General features: G+C 31.5%; 22 protein-coding genes. 14 read left to right on the top strand and 8 right to left on the bottom strand.

From position 1 onward, the window contains the following. The first annotated feature begins 256 nt into the window (after positions 1–256). The 4 genes from rpmH (at position 257) to jag (ending at position 2,409) form a co-directional block, all read left to right on the top strand. Entirely contained in the window at positions 257–391 is a 135-nt protein-coding gene (rpmH, locus tag GMA06_RS05895; RefSeq protein ID WP_163545866.1) for a 50S ribosomal protein L34, read from the top strand. Between the two features lie 79 nt (positions 392–470). Next, the gene (rnpA, locus tag GMA06_RS05900) at positions 471–845 is read left to right on the top strand and encodes a ribonuclease P protein component (RefSeq protein WP_163545867.1); all 375 of its coding nucleotides are present in this window, start codon (positions 471–473) and stop codon (positions 843–845) included. Continuing rightward, complete coding sequence (gene yidC / locus GMA06_RS05905; RefSeq protein ID WP_345940877.1) at positions 835–1,650, top strand: membrane protein insertase YidC; 816 nt, start codon at positions 835–837, stop codon at positions 1,648–1,650. Before rnpA ends, yidC begins: the two co-directional genes overlap by 11 nt. Positions 1,651–1,671: 21 nt before the next feature. Beyond that, on the top strand, positions 1,672–2,409 hold the full coding sequence (gene jag, locus GMA06_RS05910) for an RNA-binding cell elongation regulator Jag/EloR (protein ID WP_163562015.1): 738 nt from the start codon (positions 1,672–1,674) through the stop codon (positions 2,407–2,409). Between the two features lie 181 nt (positions 2,410–2,590). Here jag and rpoE read toward each other — a convergent pair whose 3' ends face one another. Next, positions 2,591–3,142: a DNA-directed RNA polymerase subunit delta gene (gene rpoE, locus GMA06_RS05915; protein WP_163545869.1), complete on the bottom strand. Its 552-nt coding sequence runs from the start codon at positions 3,140–3,142 to the stop codon at positions 2,591–2,593. A 161-nt stretch (positions 3,143–3,303) separates the two neighbouring features. Between rpoE and GMA06_RS05920 the strand changes: the two genes are divergently transcribed. After that, on the top strand, positions 3,304–3,825 hold the full coding sequence (locus GMA06_RS05920; protein ID WP_163545870.1) for a helix-turn-helix domain-containing protein: 522 nt from the start codon (positions 3,304–3,306) through the stop codon (positions 3,823–3,825). Between the two features lie 53 nt (positions 3,826–3,878). Here the strand turns inward: GMA06_RS05920 and GMA06_RS05925 are convergent, their stop codons facing one another. The 3 genes from GMA06_RS05925 to glmS are packed head-to-tail and all read right to left on the bottom strand — an operon-like array spanning position 3,879 to position 6,438. After that, positions 3,879–4,298 (bottom strand): thioredoxin family protein, encoded by a 420-nt coding sequence (locus GMA06_RS05925; RefSeq protein ID WP_163562016.1) that lies wholly within the window; start codon positions 4,296–4,298, stop codon positions 3,879–3,881. A gap of 8 nt (positions 4,299–4,306) precedes the next feature. After that, positions 4,307–4,639, bottom strand: coding sequence for a zinc ribbon domain-containing protein YjdM (locus GMA06_RS05930; protein WP_163562017.1), 333 nt, complete (start codon positions 4,637–4,639; stop codon positions 4,307–4,309). An 8-nt stretch (positions 4,640–4,647) separates the two neighbouring features. Further along, a complete protein-coding gene (gene glmS / locus GMA06_RS05935) occupies positions 4,648–6,438 on the bottom strand; it encodes a glutamine--fructose-6-phosphate transaminase (isomerizing) (protein ID WP_163562018.1) in 1,791 nt (596 codons plus the stop codon). A 341-nt stretch (positions 6,439–6,779) separates the two neighbouring features. Here glmS and GMA06_RS05940 point away from each other — a divergent pair, with 341 nt between their 5' ends. The 8 genes from GMA06_RS05940 (at position 6,780) to GMA06_RS05975 (ending at position 14,199) form a co-directional block, all read left to right on the top strand. Next, a complete protein-coding gene (locus tag GMA06_RS05940; RefSeq protein ID WP_163562019.1) occupies positions 6,780–8,840 on the top strand; it encodes a BglG family transcription antiterminator in 2,061 nt (686 codons plus the stop codon). Continuing rightward, complete coding sequence (locus tag GMA06_RS05945; protein ID WP_163545876.1) at positions 8,833–9,120, top strand: PTS sugar transporter subunit IIB; 288 nt, start codon at positions 8,833–8,835, stop codon at positions 9,118–9,120. The genes GMA06_RS05940 and GMA06_RS05945 overlap by 8 nt, the downstream gene beginning before the upstream one ends. Before the next feature lie 3 nt (positions 9,121–9,123). Beyond that, a complete protein-coding gene (locus GMA06_RS05950) occupies positions 9,124–10,476 on the top strand; it encodes a PTS ascorbate transporter subunit IIC (RefSeq protein ID WP_163562020.1) in 1,353 nt (450 codons plus the stop codon). 12 nt (positions 10,477–10,488) lie between these two features. After that, positions 10,489–11,208 (top strand): transaldolase, encoded by a 720-nt coding sequence (locus GMA06_RS05955; protein ID WP_163545878.1) that lies wholly within the window; start codon positions 10,489–10,491, stop codon positions 11,206–11,208. Positions 11,209–11,314: 106 nt separating this feature from the next. Beyond that, positions 11,315–12,220: a UDP-N-acetylmuramate dehydrogenase gene (gene murB, locus GMA06_RS05960; RefSeq protein WP_163562031.1), complete on the top strand. Its 906-nt coding sequence runs from the start codon at positions 11,315–11,317 to the stop codon at positions 12,218–12,220. Next, entirely contained in the window at positions 12,213–12,545 is a 333-nt protein-coding gene (locus tag GMA06_RS05965) for a metal-sulfur cluster assembly factor (protein ID WP_163545880.1), read from the top strand. The genes murB and GMA06_RS05965 overlap by 8 nt, the downstream gene beginning before the upstream one ends. After that, entirely contained in the window at positions 12,542–12,949 is a 408-nt protein-coding gene (locus tag GMA06_RS05970; RefSeq protein ID WP_163545881.1) for a DUF1934 family protein, read from the top strand. Before GMA06_RS05965 ends, GMA06_RS05970 begins: the two co-directional genes overlap by 4 nt. Positions 12,950–12,972: 23 nt before the next feature. Beyond that, the gene (locus GMA06_RS05975; protein ID WP_163562021.1) at positions 12,973–14,199 is read left to right on the top strand and encodes a peptidoglycan bridge formation glycyltransferase FemA/FemB family protein; all 1,227 of its coding nucleotides are present in this window, start codon (positions 12,973–12,975) and stop codon (positions 14,197–14,199) included. Between the two features lie 396 nt (positions 14,200–14,595). Here GMA06_RS05975 and sdaAA read toward each other — a convergent pair whose 3' ends face one another. The 3 genes from sdaAA to raiA all read right to left on the bottom strand — a co-directional run bounded on the left by sdaAA (position 14,596) and on the right by raiA (position 16,840). After that, positions 14,596–15,501 (bottom strand): L-serine ammonia-lyase, iron-sulfur-dependent, subunit alpha, encoded by a 906-nt coding sequence (gene sdaAA, locus GMA06_RS05980; RefSeq protein ID WP_163545883.1) that lies wholly within the window; start codon positions 15,499–15,501, stop codon positions 14,596–14,598. Positions 15,502–15,514: 13 nt separating this feature from the next. Beyond that, positions 15,515–16,201, bottom strand: a complete 687-nt coding sequence (locus GMA06_RS05985; protein WP_163562022.1) for a serine dehydratase beta chain — start codon at positions 16,199–16,201, stop codon at positions 15,515–15,517. Between the two features lie 87 nt (positions 16,202–16,288). Next, complete coding sequence (gene raiA, locus GMA06_RS05990) at positions 16,289–16,840, bottom strand: ribosome-associated translation inhibitor RaiA (protein WP_163545909.1); 552 nt, start codon at positions 16,838–16,840, stop codon at positions 16,289–16,291. A 154-nt stretch (positions 16,841–16,994) separates the two neighbouring features. Between raiA and GMA06_RS05995 the strand changes: the two genes are divergently transcribed. Next, positions 16,995–18,221, top strand: a complete 1,227-nt coding sequence (locus GMA06_RS05995; RefSeq protein ID WP_163562023.1) for a peptidoglycan bridge formation glycyltransferase FemA/FemB family protein — start codon at positions 16,995–16,997, stop codon at positions 18,219–18,221. A gap of 45 nt (positions 18,222–18,266) precedes the next feature. On the opposite strand, the gene GMA06_RS06000 is transcribed toward GMA06_RS05995, so the two are convergent. Then, the gene (locus tag GMA06_RS06000) at positions 18,267–19,940 is read right to left on the bottom strand and encodes a polysaccharide biosynthesis protein (protein ID WP_163562024.1); all 1,674 of its coding nucleotides are present in this window, start codon (positions 19,938–19,940) and stop codon (positions 18,267–18,269) included. Positions 19,941–19,975 lie beyond the last annotated feature (35 nt).

The following is a 19,975-nucleotide window of genomic DNA, read 5'->3' on the forward strand; positions in this document are numbered from 1 at the left end:
GTTATAATTTGTTTTAGACATGATAATGACCTTTCTAATTTTGTGGTGAATCTTAGTAAGTTAATTATCTGTCTTTTTTTGTTTTTATAACACTATTTTGCTTTTGCACTTTATTTTACAACTCGGCGGTGGGATATTTTCAATGAAATTCATAAAAAAAGATTGACAATATTTGCTTATTTTCATATACTATTAGGGACTGTCTGAATGTTTTACATTTGAAAAGATAGACATATTTATCTAGGAGGTGCACATTATGAAAAGAACTTACCAACCAAAAAAACGTAAACGCCAAAAAGTACATGGTTTCCGTAAACGTATGAGTACAAAAAATGGTCGTCGTGTATTAGCTAGCAGACGCCGTAAAGGTAGAAAAGTATTATCAGCTTAGGAGGATCACTTACAAAGTGGTCTTTTTTTGTTTTATAAAGCGTAGTATAATGGTGGTGTGTATATAGGAGTAATTATTAATGAAAAAAACATATAGAGTAAAAACGAATAAAGATTTTAAGATGATTTTTGATAATCGAAAATCAAAGGCGAATAAGCAATTTGTCGTTTATGTGTTAAAAAAAGAGGAGCAGGAGCATATTCGTGTAGGATTGTCTGTTAGTAAAAAACTTGGAAATGCGGTGATACGAAATCGTATTAAACGTAAAATTAGACGTGCAATCTTTGAAATAAACGACATATTATACAAAAATTATGATATAATTATCATTGCGAGAAATCCAGTTGTTGAGATGAGTGTGGAAGATATGAAATCGAGTTTAAAACATGTTTTTAAATTATGCCAGCTCATTAAAACAGATGAAAAGGTGGAGGAAAAAAAGAGTGAAGAGTAAAAAGTTACAAAGAGGTTTGATATTATCATCTTTCATTTTTTTATTAGCAGGTTGTGGTAATAGTCAAACAGGACAAAAAGGTTTATGGGATCATGCGATTGACCATTTGTCTGAATTTATTAAATATTTATCTCATTTGGCAGGTGATAATTACGCTTTAGGTATTATTTTATTTACAATTATTACGCGTATTATATTGTTGCCGATTATGCAATATCAATATAAAGCAACTCGAAAAACAGCAGAATTACAACCTGAAATAAAAAAATTAAGAGAAAAATATTCTGCTAGAGATAGACAAACACAATTAGAATTGCAGCAGGCAATGAAAGAATTAAATGAAAAACATGGTGTGAATCAATTGGCAGGATGTTTACCAGCTTTAATTCAAATGCCTATTATGATTGCTTTGTATCAAGCAATTTTAACAACAAAGGAATTACAAACAGGTCATTTTTTATGGGCTGAATTGGGTAAAGTAGATCCTTACTTTATTTTACCTGCATTGGCTGCATTCTTTACATGGTTAAATGGTTATTTAACATTGCAAGGTCAAACAAAAGATGCACAACAACTGAAATTCATGCAATTATATATGTTACCTGCAATGATTTTCTTCTTTGGTTTTTCGTTAAATGCAGCATTATCTTTATATTGGGTAGTCGGAAATATTTTTGCTGTTGGACAAACATTATTGTTGAATAATCCATATAAATTAAGACGAGAACGTGAACAAAAATTAAAAGAAGAAAAAGCAAAAGCAAGAGCGTTGAAAAAAGCAATGTTAAAAGCAACGAAAAAATAAAGCTCATTTGGAGGGAAAGCAATGGAATCATTGATTATAACAGATGTGACTGTTGAAAAAGCAATTCAAAAAGGTCTTATTAAATTAAATATTAAAAGAGAAGAAGCAACAATTATTGTAAAAGAAGAGGGTAAAAAAGGTCTTTTTGGTTTTGGTCATAAAGATGCCGTTATTGAAATTAGTAAAAAAGAAGTGGAAGAAGTTGTTCAGCCTGTTGTAGAAGAGGTTGTTTCAGAAGTTGTTGAATATGATCCACCTTTTGTTGTGGAAGAAATGGTTATTGTAAAACCAAATCAATCTGATGAATCACATGAAGATTATAGTAAAGTTTGTGACTATTTAGTAGATGTGGCACGTGCATACGGAGCAAAGATTGATGTTACTGTTAAAGAAGTATCTAAAAAATTAGTTTTCCAAATTGAAACAGAAAAAGCAGGTTTATTGATTGGAAAACATGGTAAAATTATCAACGCTTTACAAATATTGGCACAAACAATGGTATATAAAAAGAATGAAAAAGCACCAATGGTTGTTGTGAATATTGGCGATTATAGAGAAAAACGTGAAGTAAAATTAAAAGATGTTGCGGATAGAACAGCTAAAAAAGTGTTAAGAACAAAACAATCAGTCTTTTTAGAACCACTTCCTGCATTTGAAAGAAAAATTATTCATGCAAGATTGAGTAAATACGATAACATTACAACACATTCAGAAGGTAATGAACCATATCGTTATTTAGTGGTTGATTTTCAAGATTAAAAAGTAGAATGATGAAATAATCTAACATTCAGTTTATTAGATAAAAGTGGTGAACCAATGCTTTTAGGCATTAGCTCACCACTTTATTTGTTTGTGTTGGTAGCTTTTGAAGTGTACGGAAAGTAAAAGGAAGCAAATGACAAATGCCATTTGCTTCCTTTTTATCTTGTGTGAAATACTATTATAATTCTTCAAAAACATCTTCGTCTGATACAATCGTTAAATCTTCTTCGATTGCATCATCAAAATCATCAGAATCTTCGTCTGTATCGTCTACTAAGTCATCAAAGTCAGAACGATACCCTAAATCATCGTCATCTGATGTTAATAAGTCTTCATCATCTAAGTCATCCATATCTTCTGGATCGTCATTGCTGTAATCCACATCATCTTCACTTGTAACGAATGCACTAAGTTTTTTGCGTTTTTTGCGTGGTGCTACGGTTTCTTCTAGGGCAGATACTAATTCTTCATCAATAGAATCAATAGGGTACCATGAACGTAATCCCCAACGATTGTCGCCTAGTGAGATGAAACTACCGTCAATATTTAATTCTGTATAAAAAATTGACATTTTCTTTTCTAATTCATCTTCAGATAATTCCAAAAAATTTTGAACAGCAACTAGTAATTCATTAAATTCTATGATAGAACCTTTTTCTTCTAAAATAGCATGTGCTACTTCAATCATAGATAATTCACGTTTATCAATACCTTGAAAATTATTTAACATTTTAGGCTCATCCTTTCAACAGTCTATCTCTCATCATATACTAAAAAAATCTATTTTTCAATATATTTGTGAAATATATTCGATGTAACAAAATTGTTGCTTTAAAATACGATTTTTTTTTGATATATTTTGAATAAATTCATCGCAAAGGAGTAGGGGTTATGGAAAAAGATTTAGGAAGTCTTTTAAAAAAAGCAAGAGTGGATAAAGGATTGTCACAAGAAGAAGTCGCTAATGTATTATTCGTGACGAGGCAAACAATTTCTCGTTGGGAACAAAATAATACATTGCCAAATATTTATGTTTTAGAAACATTAAGCCAATTATATGGTGTGGGACTTGAAGAATTGATAGGCTATACAAAAGAGAAAAAACTTAATGTCATGGCAATCATTGGTAGTGTATTTTTTAATATTTGTTTATTTAGCGGTATTTTTATAACAATAGTTGTGTTGCTAGCTGCTTTGTGGATAACGATAGGTGCTTTTATTATTAGTCCAATTCTCTATATGATTAGTTCAATGTTTGGTCCTCAATCTTTTGAATGGTATCAGCTTGTTTTAACTATCTTTTTATGTATGATAAGTTTAAAAGGTATTCATTTTTGTAAAAAAGTAACGATACAACTGATAGTGTATTTTAACAAATACATTAAATTTAATAAAAAAATCATCTACAAATAGTGTTTGTAGATGATAAAAGATGAAGGTGGTAACAAATCTTACCACCTTCATCTTTATTTTATAAATGTTTTAAAAATTTCTTTGATATTTTCTTGTTTTAAATCACTTGGTTTTAATGTTTCTTTAGCTGTATGATTTCCAGCTATTTTAACAACAGTTGGAACAGATGAAAAATTGTAGGTTGATAAAATATCACTTACTTTATCTGCGTATTTGTCATCTGTATATTTATCAAAGTCTAAATAGTACATTGTTTTGTTTTCTTGTTTTAAAACCGTTTCTAAGATAGGTTTTGCTTTTTGACAGGCTGAACAAGAGGCTTTTCCAAATAAAATAATACTGTTTTCTGGTAATGTATCGACTTGTTCAATGTTTATTTCTTGTATGGCTTGTGATACTTGATGATTTTGTTGACAAGCTGCAAGTATTAAAAAGAAACTGAAAATAGTTAATAATTTAGTTATTTTTTTCATGGTGTGTCCTATATTTTTTTTACAAATTCTGATTTTAATTTCATGGCACCAAATCCATCAATTTTACAATCAATATTGTGATCACCTTCAACAAGACGTATATTTTTTACTTTTGTACCTTGTTTTAAATCTTTTGGTGCACCTTTAACTTTTAAGTCTTTAATAATGCTTACTGTATCTCCGTCTTGTAGTAAAGTACCGTTAGCATCTTTTACAGTTAATTCTGTTTCGTTAACATCGTCTAATGTAAATTCATTGGCACATTCTGGACAAATGATGACATGATTGTCTTCATAAGTATATTCAGATTGACATTTTGGGCAGTTTGGTAATTGTTCCATAAATCCTCCTATTCTACTGTAACGCTTTTGGCTAAGTTTCTTGGTTTATCTATATCATATCCTAATTCTAAAGTTGCATAATAGGCAAGTAATTGGGTTGGTATGATTGAAATAAGTGGAGAAAAATAGTCGCAAACATGAGGTAATAAAAATTGGTCTTCTTGAGTTGCGAATGTTTCATCTACAAAGGTACATGTTTTTGCACCACGTGCTTTTACTTCTTGAATGTTTCCTCTTGTGTTTAAGACAAGGTTTTCTTGTGTCATGATAGCAAAAACAGGAGTATTTTCTTCAATTAATGCTATTGTACCATGTTTTAATTCTCCAGCTGCAAAACCTTCTGTTTGAATGTATGAAATTTCTTTTAGTTTTAATGCAGCTTCTAAAGAAACAAAATAGTCTAAACCGCGTCCAATAAAGAATGCGTTTCTTGAATGTGCTAGAAAATCTTTAGCAATCTCATGAATGGTTTCTTTTTGTTCAATAATGCTTTCCATACCATTGGCAACAAGAGATAGTTCGTGTTTTAAATCAAATGATAATGGTTCTTTTGATAGTACATAAGCAAGGATTGCTAATACAGAAATTTGTGCTGTATAGGCTTTTGTTGATGCAACAGCAATTTCTGGTCCTGCATACAATAATAATGTATAAGTTGCTTCTCTTGATAGTGTAGATCCTGCCACATTTGTTATCGTTAAGGATGGATATTTAAACTCATTGATTTTAACGAGAGCTTGTCTGCTATCAGCTGTTTCTCCACTTTGTGAAATAAAGATAAAGAATGGCTTTTCTGATAGAAGTGGTAGTTGGTATGAAAATTCACTAGCAATGTGTACTTCAGTGGGTATTTTTGCAAATGTTTCAAGGTAATATTTTCCAATTAATCCTGCATGATAACTTGTTCCACATGCAATAATATATATTCTATCACATGATTGAATAGTTGTTTTAATGTCATTTGGAATAGTTAGTGTGTCGTTTTGTGTATAAGATTTAATAATTCGTCTTAAAACAGCAGGTTGTTCATCAATCTCTTTTAGCATGTAGTAAGGATAAGTACCTTTTTCTATGTCCGTAGCATCTATTTGTGCTGTAAAAGGTTCTCTTGAAATAGGTATATCGTCTTGTTCTATGATAATGGCATCTTTTGTTAACACAACAAATTCTTTGTCGTGTAATTCGATAAATTGATTGGTTTGTTTAATTCCTGCCATTGCGTCACTACATACCATATTGAAGTCTTTTCCAACACCAATTAATAGAGGGCTTTTATTTTTTGCCACAAATAATGTATTTGGTGTTTGTTCATCAATGAGGGCAAAAGCATACGAACCATGAATTAAGTTTAATACTTTTTTAAAAGCATCTTTTGTTGATAATGCGTCTTTTTCAACAAATAGAGCAATAAGGCAAACAATGATTTCAGTGTCTGTTTGTCCTTTTAAGTTTATATGTTGTAAGTAAGTTTCTTTTAATTCTTTGTAATTTTCAATGACACCATTATGAACAAGTGTAAAACGTTGATTGTAAGATTGATGAGGATGTGCATTGACAAGACTTGGAACGCCATGTGTTGCCCATCGTGTGTGTCCTATTCCATAAGTTGCAGGAATAGAAAAATCTGTGTGATTTTTTAATTGAGCAATAGGTCCTACTTCTTTAAATAAATGTCCAACTCCGTTAGATACAACGTAAATACCGGCTGAGTCGTAGCCTCTGTATTCTAATGTTTGTAATCCGTCTAATAAAATTGTTTGTGCTTGTTTGTTACCAATGTAACCGACAATTCCACACATGTTAACCTCCTAAAAAATAAATTTGCTTTTTAGGTGAATGAATATATGTTTGTCAATAAGTATTGTTTTGTTATATTCTTTAGATTTCACAAACCTGAAGTCATCCGCCGAATGTTCGATAAACTTCTTCCTCGTCACCAATTTAATGGTCTGGCGCTATCTTTATTCCTTTCTAAAGTCTTTCTAAAAAGCATACCATATTATAAAGTATTTTTAATAGATGTCAAAAAAATGGATTATCTTTGGCACAAATGAAATTGTTTTCAGTAGCATTTATTTGTGCCAAATTTCTTTTGATAACGTTTTAAAATTGCTTTATATTAGTAATGGGAGGAATTGAAATGTTATTGAATGAGCTCATTAAAAAAATTCCAATTTTTTCTAAATATCATGCACACAAAATAGAGGAATTTGAAAAAATTTTAAATACGAATCGTCGAGGATTATTGTCAGATATTGAAAAAATGAATAGTTTTTTTCAAGAATACAGTATGCCAACTATTTTGATTGAAAACGATAGGATATATGTACCAAGTATTACAGAAACGGATATATTTTCTAAAATAAAACATCGTATTTATGACTATGCTGGACAAACAGAACGTTTGTATTTGATGATTTTATATATTGTGACAAATAAACAATTTGTGTCAAATTATCATTTACAAAGTTTATTGCAAATGAGTAAAAATTCTATTTTACTTGATTTAAAAAAATTAAAAGAAAAAATATCTATTTTTGATGTAACGGTGCATTATACAAGAAGTAAAGGATACCATTTTAAAGGAAGTGCATTATCCATTCGTCAAATGATTGAATATGCCATTGATCATTTATTATTGTTTGATACTGGAAAATGGTTAATTCAGTATATTGCACTTGAAAATGATTTGAATTTAAAAATAGATGATATAACGGCTTTATTTATTGAAACAGCAAGAGAATGTCATTGTTATTTTATTGCAGAGAAATCAAAAGAAGTCTGTTATTTGATTAGTATTTTAAATGAAATCGCTTTAGAAGAATGTGTTGTTTTTACAGATATAAATGAAAAAAATTTATCTTATACACCTGCTTACATCATTACTGAAAAATTAGTTGAAAAATATCCGAATATAGAAAGAGAAAAATTATTTATTTTTAGTCGTATATTAGGGTGCCTACAAGGAGAAAAAGAAGATTTTTCGAATCGTGAGGTCTACGATATTATGAATAAAATTATTGATTTAGTAAAAGCAAATACAGCAGTTCAATTTGAAGATTCATTATTATTCAGAAAAAATTTATATCATCATTTAGTACCGTCATATTATCGTCTATTATTTGGTATTCATTTAATCAATCCACTAAAGGAACAAATTATGAAAGAATATCATGCTTTATTTTATTTGATTAAAAAAAGTTTAGCTCCTTTAAGTGATGTTGTTCAAAAACCAATTAGTGATGATGAAGTTGCTTATTTTACTATACATTTTGGTGGATATTTAAAAATGATAAAGACAACAACGAAAAAATCTTTAGTTGCTTTATCCGTTTGTCCAAATGGTATTAGTTCTTCTTTATTGTTACAGTCAGAATTAAAAGCACTAATGCCAGATATTTTCTTTAAAGAAGTTCATCAATTAGATGATATAGAACATCAATCTCTCGATGATTACGATATGATTTTTTCAACAGTTTTTTTTGAATCTTCTAAGAAAGTTTATGTTGTACAGCCGTTAATGAATGCTATTGAAAAATTGTTATTAAAACGAATGGTATATGAAGATTTTCAAATTCATCAAGAACAATACATAGATATTAAAGAAATCATGAAAATTATTTCTACATATACAACCATTCATGAATCGGTTTCTTTAGAAGATGCATTGATGCATTATTTTGTGGGTAATCAACAAGCAAGTATCAATACGGAGGGATTAGCATTGACAACATTATTGGATAAAAAATTAGTCCAACAAGTAGAAAGTGTCAGTGATTGGAAAGAAGCAATTCATATTGCATCGAAACCTTTATTAGAGCATGGGTATATTCAATCAGCTTATATAGATGACATGATTGCATCTATTCAAACATTAGGACCATATATTGTTTTGGCACCAAAAGTTGCTGTACCTCATGCAAAACCTGACAATGTTTATAAATTAGGTATTAGTTTATTGCAGTTAAAAGAAGCAGTTGATTTTAATCTTTCAGAAGAAAATGATGAAGATAAAAAAGTGCATTTAATTTTTGTATTAGCAGCTGTGGATTCTATTTTACATTTAAAAGCATTACAACAATTAGCAAGTATTTTAGATGATGAAAATGCTATTGAGTTAATGATTCAAGCAAAAACAGTTGATGAACTGATGTCTATTATCGAGCAAACAGTACAAAAAGGAGAGGATGAAGATGATTAAAATTATTACGGTATGTGGCAATGGTATCGGCAGTAGTTTGTTGTTGAAAATGAAAGTTGAAAGTATTGCTAAAAGTTTAGGTATTGATGTTGTTGCAGAGTCATGTGATTCAAATGCAGCAACTGGTCAACAAGCAGATTTATTTGTAACAGTAAAAGAATTTAAAGATATTTTTCCAGAAAATACACGTGTTTGTATTGTTCAAAGTTATACAAATCGTAAAAAAATTGAAGAAGATTTAATACCAGCATTAGAATTATTGAAAAATGAGGAGGTATAGAAAATGGAATTTATTAAAGATATTTTAAGTGAACCGTCTTTTTTAATGGGATTGATTGCGTTTATTGGTCTTGTTGCGTTAAAAAAACCTGCACATAAAGTCATGACGGGAACATTGGGACCAATTTTAGGTTATTTAATGTTAGCCGCTGGAGCAGGTGTTATCGTTAATCATTTATCTCCATTAGCCGAAATGATTCAAAAAGGATTTCATATTACAGGTGTTGTGCCAAATAATGAGGCAGTAACTTCCGTTGCACAAAAAATACTTGGTGTTGAAACAATGTCTATTTTAGTCATGGGACTTGTTTTTAATTTACTAATTGCTAGATTTACACGTTATAAATACATCTTTTTAACAGGCCATCACAGTTTCTTTATGGCGTGCTTATTATCTGCAGTTTTAGGTGCTTTGAAATTTTCAGGAGTAACATTGATTATCGTTGGTGGATTTATCATGGGTGCTTGGTCTGCTATTTCACCAGCTATTGGTCAAAAATATACTTTAAAAGTAACTGACGGTGATGAAATTGCCATGGGACACTTTGGTAGTATAGGTTATTATTTATCTGCTTTTATTGGAAGTTTAGTTGGTAAAAATAGTAAAAATACAGAAGATTTACAAGTATCTGAAACGTGGAGTTTTTTAAGAAATACGACAATTTCTACAGCTTTAATTATGGTGTTATTCTATTTGATTGCTGCTATTGCGGCAGGTCCAGAATTTGTGTCTACTTTATCTGATGGAAAAAATCCATGGATTTTTGCTGTAACAAGTGGGTTAACATTTGCTGTTGGTGTAGCTATTGTTTATGCCGGTGTTCGTATGATTTTATCTGATTTAATTCCTGCCTTTGAAGGTATTGCTACAAAAATTATTCCAAATGCTGTTCCAGCAGTGGATTGTGCTGTATTTTTCCCTTATGCACCAACAGCCGTTATTATTGGGTTCGCATTTAGTTTTTTAGGTGGATTTATTGGTATGTTGATTTTAGGTGTTACAGGTGGTGTACTCATTATTCCAGGTATGGTTCCTCATTTCTTCTGTGGTGCAACAGCAGGTATTTATGGTAATGCAACGGGTGGTAGACGAGGTGCGATGATTGGTTCTTTTGTTAATGGTTTATTATTAGCCTTTTTACCAGCTTTATGTTTACCAGTTTTAGGAAATTTAGGATTCAGCAATACAACTTTTGGTGATGTTGACTTTGGTATTTTAGGTATTTTATTAGGTCGTTTAGGTGAAGGTTTTGGACAAATTGGTATTTTTGTTATCGTGGGCTTATTAGCATTGGTTTTAGTGGTACCATCATTTATGTCTAAATCAAAAGAAGCTTTAAATAATAAAGCGGAATAAAGGAGCATATATATGGCTGAAGATTTAACAATTAAAATTTATTCAGACGGAGCAGTTTTAGAAACGATGTTACATGATTTATCATTAGGAATCGTAACAGGTTTTACAACTAATCCTAGCTTAATGAAAAAAGCTGGGATTGATAGCTATATAGATTTTGCTAAAAAAGTATTAGCACATATTAAAGATTATCCAGTTTCTTTTGAAGTATTTGCAGATGACTTAGAAACAATGGAAAAAGAAGCAGAAGTATTAAATGCTTTGGGAGAGAATGTTTATGTGAAAATTCCTGTGACAAATGGAAAAGGAGAGTCAACAGCACCTTTAATCGAGCGTTTGTCACAAAGAGGTATCAAGTTAAATGTAACAGCAATCTTTACACTAGAGCAAGTTAGAACGGTTGTTGATTCTTTAACAAGTGGTGTGCCATCTATTGTTTCTGTTTTTGCTGGAAGAATTGCTGATACGGGTGTTGATCCAATGCCTATTATGCAAAAATCTTTAGATATTTGCCGAGAGAAAAAAGCGATTGAGTTATTATGGGCAAGTCCTAGAGAAACATTTAATATTTATCAAGCAAATGCTTTAGGTGTAGACATTATTACGTGTACATCAGATTTAATTCAAAAATTAAGTTTAAAAGATAAAGATTTAACGCAATATTCATTAGAAACAGTACAAATGTTTTTAAGAGATAGTCAAAGTTTAGGATTTTCAATTTTAACAGATTAAACAAGAGCTAGTTGGGTACATCTCAACTAGCTCTTATAATTTTAAGTGCTTTTTTTTTCATTTTGTACTATTATAAAGTTAAGCTTAATAAAGAGAGGCAATGAAAATGTGGAGAAAAGAATTGTTAGATGTATTTCCAACAATCAATATTTTGCTTGATGAGCCATTAAACCGTTATACATATACGAAAACGGGTGGAAAAGTAGATGCTCTTGTGTTCCCAGAAACGAAAGAGCATATTCGTGATTTAGTATTATTTTTAAATGATAAAAAAATTCCATTTTTAGTGTTGGGAAATGCTAGTAATGTGATTGTGACAGACGGAGGTATTCGTGGCGTTGTCATTATGCTTGAGAAAATGACTAATCTTGTGGTGGACGATACGACAGTTCGTGTAGAAAGTGGTGTTGTACTTACTGAATTAACAGACTATGTTGCACAACAAAGTTTAACAGGTTTAGAGTTTGCTTGCGGTATTCCCGGAAATGTTGGGGGTGCTGTATTTATGAATGCTGGTGCTTATGGTGGTGAGATAAAAGACGTTTTATATTCTGTGGATGTTGTGACAAAAACGGGGGAGTACAAAACTTATACGAATAAAGAAATGGTATTTGGATACCGTCATAGTTTGATACAGGAAACTGGCGATATTGTTGTACAAACGACTTTTGTTTTACAAAAAGGTCATAAAGAAGATATTTTGGCAGAAATGGACCGATTGATGCAATTAAGACGAGAAAAACAACCATTAGAGTATCCGTCTTGTGGAAGTGTTTTTAAACGTCCAGAAGGGTATTTTGCAGGAAAGCTAATACAAGATGCACATCTACAAGGGCATCGTATTGGAGGAATAGAAGTTTCTAAAAAACATGCGGGATTTATGGTCAATGTTGATTCTGGTACAGCGACGGATTATAAGCAGTTGATCGCTTATGTTCAAGAAAAAGTTTATGAAGTATTCGGGGTTCGTTTAGAAACAGAAGTTCGATTTATAGGAGAAGAGAATGAGTGAAGTAAGTCAAGAAATGATTGAAAAAATCAAAAATGATATTTTAGAGGCTTTAGAAAATGTGATTGACCCAGAGTTAGGCATTGATATTGTTAATTTAGGTTTAGTCTATGGTATTGAATTAGAGGAAAAAGGGCATTGTCATATAAAAATGACACTAACAACGGTGGGCTGTCCTTTAGCAGATATGATTATTGAAAATATACAAGAAGAATTATTGAAATTAGAACATGTTCAAAGTGTTGATGTTGAATTAGTTTGGGAGCCTGTTTGGACAACTGATAGAATGTCACGCTATGCTCGTATTGCACTAGGAATAAGATCATGAGAAAAGTAAAAATAAATTTTATATCAACCATTAAACAAGAGAATGTTTTAAAAGTAAAAAAAGAATATATTGGTCATCTCATAGAGAAAAATCATTGTTACTATTTGCGTTACAAAGATGCTGAGTATGGAAAAGTGACTGTGAAATATGATAAAGTCACACACACCATCACGTGTTTGTGGGAAAATCATCATGTCAAACGTATGGTATTTTCAATGGAGTATGTCACGGAAATGCTTTATCAATTACCACAATCTCATTTGTTGTTAGATGTGCATACAATGATGTTAAATGTGGATATTTTTGAAGATTTATTGAAAAAAATAGTATTTGCATATCAGTTAAAAGAAAAAGATGATATTTTTGGAGAATACACAATTCAATATGATATACGTCCTTGTTAAGAATAAAAATAATGGAGATAAATATGAGTGTTATAGTCAAAAAAGTAACAGATGAGATTTATAAACAAAGTCAGTTAAATTATAGTACGAGTAATTTTTTACAATCAACGGAAATTGCGAGTACGCAGTTAGAAAGAAGAAATTTTTTAGATAGTCAGCGTGTTGTCTTTGAGAAGAATGGACATGTGATTGGTCAAGCCATTATCAATATTCGTAAAAGGTATCGTTTTTTTAAGGAAGCAATTATTTTACAGGGACCTTTGTTAGATTATACAAATATGGACATTGTCAAAGAATGTTTTGAAGCGTTGGAGATATACTTTAAACATGAAAAAGTATCACGTTTTATGATACATCCTTATTTAATTCAACAACAAATAGATACGTCATTAAATATTGTAAAAGACAATCAGTACAATGATGTTATTGACTATCTAACATCATGCGGTTATGTACATACGGTGCATTCGGAAGATACGGTTCATGTTGTTGGGCAAATGTTTGTAAAACCATTGCATCAATATGACAATGAAGAAGCCATTTATGATGCATTTTCGAATGCTTTGAAACGTGATTTGAAAAAGTTTGATGAATCACATGTCAAAGTTCGGGAATTACAAGAAGATGAGTTAGATACATTTTATCGTATTTTAGTGTCGACAGGTGGCAGAAAAGGTTTTGCTGTGCAACCCTTTTTATATTTTGAACTATTGAAAAAATATTTTAAAAAAGATGCACGTTTTATGTTGGCATATTTAGATTGTAAAGCGTATACGGATTATTTGCAAAATCAGATTGATGCTTTTCAAAATCGCATTGTTGAACTTGAAAGTAGCCCTTTAAGCAAAAAAACAAAAGGGTATATAACAGATGCTAAAGATCAATTACAAAGTTATGTCAAACGTCAAGAGCAGTTTGAACAGCTACATGTGACAGAAACATTTTTACCGTTGTCGTCCTATTTGTTCATGTGTTATGGGCAAGAGGTTGTTTCGATTTTGGGTGGTTCTTATCGTGAGTATTTGAATTTTGGTGGTTCGACGATGATTAACTGGGACATGATTCGATATGCATATCGTGAAAATAAGGATTATAATTTTTACGGTACTATTGAAGTGGCGGATAGCCAAAATAAAACGGGAAACTTCAATTATAAACGTCAATTTGGTGGCGAGCTGAACGTGTTGATTGGTTCATTTACTAAAACAATAAATCCATTGATGCACTTGGTTGAGAAAATAAAAAAATAGACGTGCGAAGATGATACATCCCCTCCTTACTGGTTTGTCCAGTAAGGAGGGGATGTATCATCTGTTGTCTTCGTGTTTTATTTTTTAGATGAGTTATTTGTATATTTTCTATTTTTGTTTTCTCCGATGGGCATTAGTATATTACTGGCTATCAATTCAGATAATAATTTTGTTCTGGAAGATTTATGTTCTAATCATTCTTCTATATCCTTTGTTGAAAAACATTTGTTTTCACTTGGGGATTGAATAATACTCTCTGTTTTTCTATCTTTTATCGCCGTTTTTCTTTATGTTTTTATCTATATTTTGTCATGTCATTTAAATTTTTTATACAATGTAAAATAAACTTGTTTATGTAAAAAATGCAATGACGTCGTGGAGAAGCCATTGCATTTTTTAGTCTGTATTATCAGGGTGTATCGACATATCTCTGCCTAGTATTTTTATGGCAATATCAATACCTGTTTTTGTGGCTGCTGTACCACCTAGTCCGGTTTCTTTTAATTCCCTTGGCATGCGTAGTCCGATAGAACGCATCGCATCAATCGTTTCATCGGCTGGTATTGGGTTGGTAATCCCAGCAAGTGCCATATCGGCAGCGATGAGAGCATTTGTTGCACCAATAGCATTACGTTTGACGCAAGGAATTTCCACTAGACCTGCAACGGGATCACATACAAGACCTAGTAAGTTGCCAAGTGAGATGGAAAAAGCTTCTGAGCATTGTTGTGGTGTGCCACCGGCTGCTTCAACAGCAGCTGCGGCTGCCATAGCGGAGGCACTTCCGACTTCAGCTTGGCATCCACCAACGGCACCGGCAATCATGGCACGGTTAGCAACAACCATACCAAATAGAGCAGATGTGAATAAACAACGAATTTGTTGTTCTTTTGTTAATTTTAGTGTGTCTGCAATGGAAAAAATAACACCGGGTAAAGTACCACTTGCACCTGCTGTAGGTGTGGCACAAACGACACCCATAGCGGCATTGACTTCATTTGTGCCTAAAGCATATTGAACACCGGCTAGAACAGCGTCGCCAGAGAGTGTTTTACCATTTTCTCTATATTTTTTCATTTTAACGGCATCTCCTCCAGTTAAACCTGTTGGAGAAAAAACACCATCTCCAGTTGAGCTTCTCTCTACTGCTTTTTTCATCACATCTAAGTTTTTTTCCATTTTTTCCCATATCACATGTCGGGGTAAATCTGTTGTTTTCATTTCTTGTTGAATCATCAGTTCTGATATGGAGCATTGATGTTGATTAGCAGCATCAATAATCTCTTTAATCGTCATATACATAAAGTTGTAACTCCTATTCTAAAATATAAAAAGTTTCGTGTTCCAAAATGCGATACAATTCTGTTTTTATATGATTGGTAATGAGTTGTCCTAATTCAAATACATATAAAGTATGTGTTTCATTTTGCGTTTCTTTTATATCCAGAATGTCCATTTTTAGTTTTGTAAATGTATCTTTTAAGTGTTGTTTTAATAATGTGTTTTTTGTTAAAAGCACTACAATCGGAATAGGACCATTTGGTTCAATGACAAATGTATCTAATTGTAAATAACGAACTTCTACCATGCCTCCACCGATAGATGTACCAATAAGACGTACAATTTTATTATTATGACGTAGTGTTAAATCTGCTGTGTTAGCATGATTAACAGGACTTGGATGATTATCTTCAATAAATTCAATGTCTATATTTTGTGAAAGAGCAATGTTTACAGCATTAGGAACACGTGCATCGTCCATTTCAAAACCTAAGACACCACTAATAATAGCATAATCTGTTCCATGTCCTTTATGCGTTTGTGCAAAGGACTCATAATATCTGCAAGAAATACTAGTAGGTGTTTCACCAAATAAAGTACGGGCTAAAGCACCGATACGAATAGCGCCTGCTGTATGTGAGCTTGACGGTCCAACCATGATAGGTCCGATAACGTCAAAGCAGCTTTTATAATTGATAGCTTTTAATTCATGGTGCTCCATATATTGAGTCCTTTCTTTGTTTAGTGTTTTGCATAAAAAAAGTGAAATCCCTATATAGTATAAAGGAAATTTCACTTTTTATCCATATTATCTTTCAGCTTCAATCAAACCATATTTTCCATCTTTACGACGATATACCACACATAGTTCTTCTGTTTCAATGTCAATGTAAGCAAAGAAGTCATGTCCTAAAAGGTTCATTTGTAATAATGCTTCTTGGCTATCCATTGGTCTAAATGGAATACGTTTGATACGTGCAATTTCTAATTCATCTGTTTCTTCATCTTTAGTAGTTTCTACTGGAGATGTTGTTGGTTCAAAAGAATATCCGTGTTCACGAGATTTCTTTTGAATTTTTGTTTTATATTTGCGAATTTGTCTTTCTAATTTTTCAATGACTAAATCAATACTACCGTATAAGTCACTTGTTGTTTCCTCAGCACGTAAGACAATGTAAGGTAAAGGAATGGTTACTTCAACTTTTGCATTTTTGTCTGGATAAACTTTTAGATTAACATGGGCGACAACATTTGGTACGTGGCTAAAATATTTTTCTAGCTTTCCAATTTTTTTCTCGTTGTATAGGCGTAGTGCCTCTGTTACTTCGATGTTTTCTCCCCGAATATTGAATGTTAACATAATCATCGCTCCTTTATATAACATTTATGAATGTTTATTCATGCTTCTATTATAGCATAAAAATTTAAATTTGTCTGAAAACGTTTAATAAAAAATAAAGATAAATTTTTATGCTATAATTTAAGGATAATTTATTGATAAAGGAGGAAAAATTATGCAATTTTTGGAATTGGATATAGACACATTAAAAGCATATCAAATAAAAAATACATCTCGCTATTTTTTCTCGCAAAGTTATGACTATGCACGTATGGCAGAAAAAAATAAGTTAAAACATCGTATTCTTGCCGTGATAGAAAATGATACATTATTGGCTTATGGTATTTTTTTGTATTTTAGACATAAAAAAATATTTTATCGTGTGACAGCACAATATGGTCCGATAATGGATTATACAGATAAAGAGTTGGTTACTTTTTATTTTAAGCAGATTAAACAATATTTTATGAAACAGTGGCGTGTGGTATCTGTCAGAGTAAATCCATTCTTATCTCAACGTTTTTATGAAGATGTGACGTATATGGGTGATAATCAAGTAGCTACGGATGTGGATGCTATTTTATCTGATTTACAATTTAAAGCATTAAATATGGATATGTTTGATGATTTAACATTGCCAACACAATGTGTTTATACGAAGTCATTAGGTGATATAAATGGAAAAGATTTATTGAAACAATTTCCTCAAAAAACGCGTTATACTATCAATAAAACGATGAAGGAAGGCGTTTTAGTTAGAGAAATAGATATATTTGATACACATGATGCTCATATTTTCAATACAATCAATAAGGAAACGGAATTGAGAAATGGTGTTAAAACAAGAGATATTGCTTATTTTCAAACGATGAAATCTGTTCTGGGTAAGCATGTTCATTTTATGGTGACCTATATAGATTGTCCTGTTTATTTAGAAAATATAGAACAAACGATTGATCAGTTAGAGCGTGAACAATTAGATTTATCTGAAAAACTAGCATTAGGAAAAGTGAATGTTAAGAAAACGGAAAATAAATTGAAAGAACTGAAAGAAAATACGGTTGTTTGGCAAACAAAACGTGAAAAAACTCTTGAGTTGCAAGCACAAGAGGGGGATATGATTTATTTATCGTGTGCTAGTTTTATTGAATCGGGTCAAGATTTTATTTATTTTTCAAGTGGAAGCATGGATAAGTTTAGTCGTTTTGAAGGTCCGTCTGCGATGATTTATACAATGATGCTATATGCTATTGAGAACAAATTTATGTATTTTAATTTTTATGGGACATCAAAACAATTTTTAGAGATGGATGCAGCTGATTATGGCGTTTTGCAATTTAAGCGTAGTTTTGAAGGAAATATTGAATACTTTATGGATAATTATGAATTAAAACGATTTTAAAAGCTCTGAAAAAATAGAGTAAACCGGTGTTGGTTTACTCTATTTTTATAGATTCCATTTTTTCAATAATCGTCTGAATTGAAGTGCTTGTTTTGGTAAAATACTGTCCATAATATTTAATTTTAATGTAAAGTAAATATAGGTAAGACCACCAAAAATAGCTGTTATAAAGACAATAAATAGGTTTGCCATATTATTGTTTGCTGGTAATAGGATAACCAATATGTTGTAAATGATTAAGGATATAGCGGTCATGGCTAGCGTGGCAAAAATAATATTAGTCGTTTTTTTGATGATGTATGTTGTATCAAATTTTGTTAACTTAAAGAGTTCATCGAATAGATAAATGGTTGCTAAAATGGTTGCTACAACAGAGGATAGACCGGGACCATTTTCTTTAAAGATAGCTGTTAAAATAAGTGTAAAGGTTAATTTTGATAAAAGTAAAATGGATAAACTTTTAATAGCAATCATGTGTTTTCCTGTACTTTGTATGATGCTGACGAACATACTGAAAAATCCAGTAATAATTAAGTTAATGCAAAAGATTTTTAAGACATGTGCACCGTCGATTGAGCCGTAAAAAACAGCATAAATAGCATTAGATACGATGAATAAACCAATGGCACTTGGAATGACTAAAAAGCAAAGTAATTCAATGTCTTTTGTTACGGCTAAAGATAATTGTTTTTTGTCTTTTCTATGGTATAGTGCGGCAATGTTTGGAATAGCACTTGCTGTAATTGCCATAGTGATAGAGCCGACAATATTTGTTAATTTAGCGGCATTAGCACTAAACCAAGCAAATGAATTGGCAATTTCGTCTTTTGTCATTGTTGAAAATTCGTTCATAATGCCGTTGTAGCTGAAGTTATCAATCAGTGCTAATAAAGATGTTCCGGTACTCATGACAACAAAAGGAATAGAATCTTTTAAGACAAGTTTAAAGCTGTCTAAAATAGAAAAAGAAACGGTTTGTTTGCCGAGTTTTATTTTTTCAAAAATATAGTAACGTTCTTTATACAATTCAAATAGTAAAAAGATGAGTGTGACAAATGCTCCAATAAATGCTGCAAATGTTGATTGTGATACAGCCTCAACTAAAGAGCCTTTGGCTATTTTCATAATATAAAAAGTAGCACCTAGCATGTATGACACACGTACGACTTGTTCTAATATTTGAGATAAAGCAGGTGTTGTCATCTGCTGGAATCCTTGGAAAAAGCCTCTTAGTAAACTAATTGGTGGGATAATTAAAATAGCAGGTGCAAGAGAGCGTAGAATGAGTACACTATCATTGACATTACCTGTTGGTACAACGCTTATTGAAGCGATATAATCTGCTAATCCGTAGAATGTTAGGCAAGAAAAAGCTCCTAAACCAATCATGATGAGCATACTATTTTTGAAAAGTGACATACTGGCTTTGTATTCGCCTCTAGCGTTGAGTTGAGAAATTTGTTTTGTAATGGCTAATGGGAAACCTGCCGTTGCAATATCCAAAAATAAAATATAGGGTGCATAGGCAAGTGCATATAGTCCATTGGCAACATTATAGTGTTCTCCAATCCACCTTGACCAAGGGATAATGTATAAAGCACCGATAATTCTTGAAATCAGCAATCCAATAGATAGCCATGCTGTTCCGTGTAACATTTTTTCATTTGTTGATAGATTTTCTACTTTGGAAAATTTATTTTGTTTCGTTTTATTTAACACAATGATTCTCCTTACGAGATAAAATGTAAGTATAT

It is taken from the genome of Granulicatella sp. zg-84, from assembly GCF_010892375.1.
Taxonomy (GTDB): Bacteria; Bacillota; Bacilli; order Lactobacillales; family Aerococcaceae; genus WM01.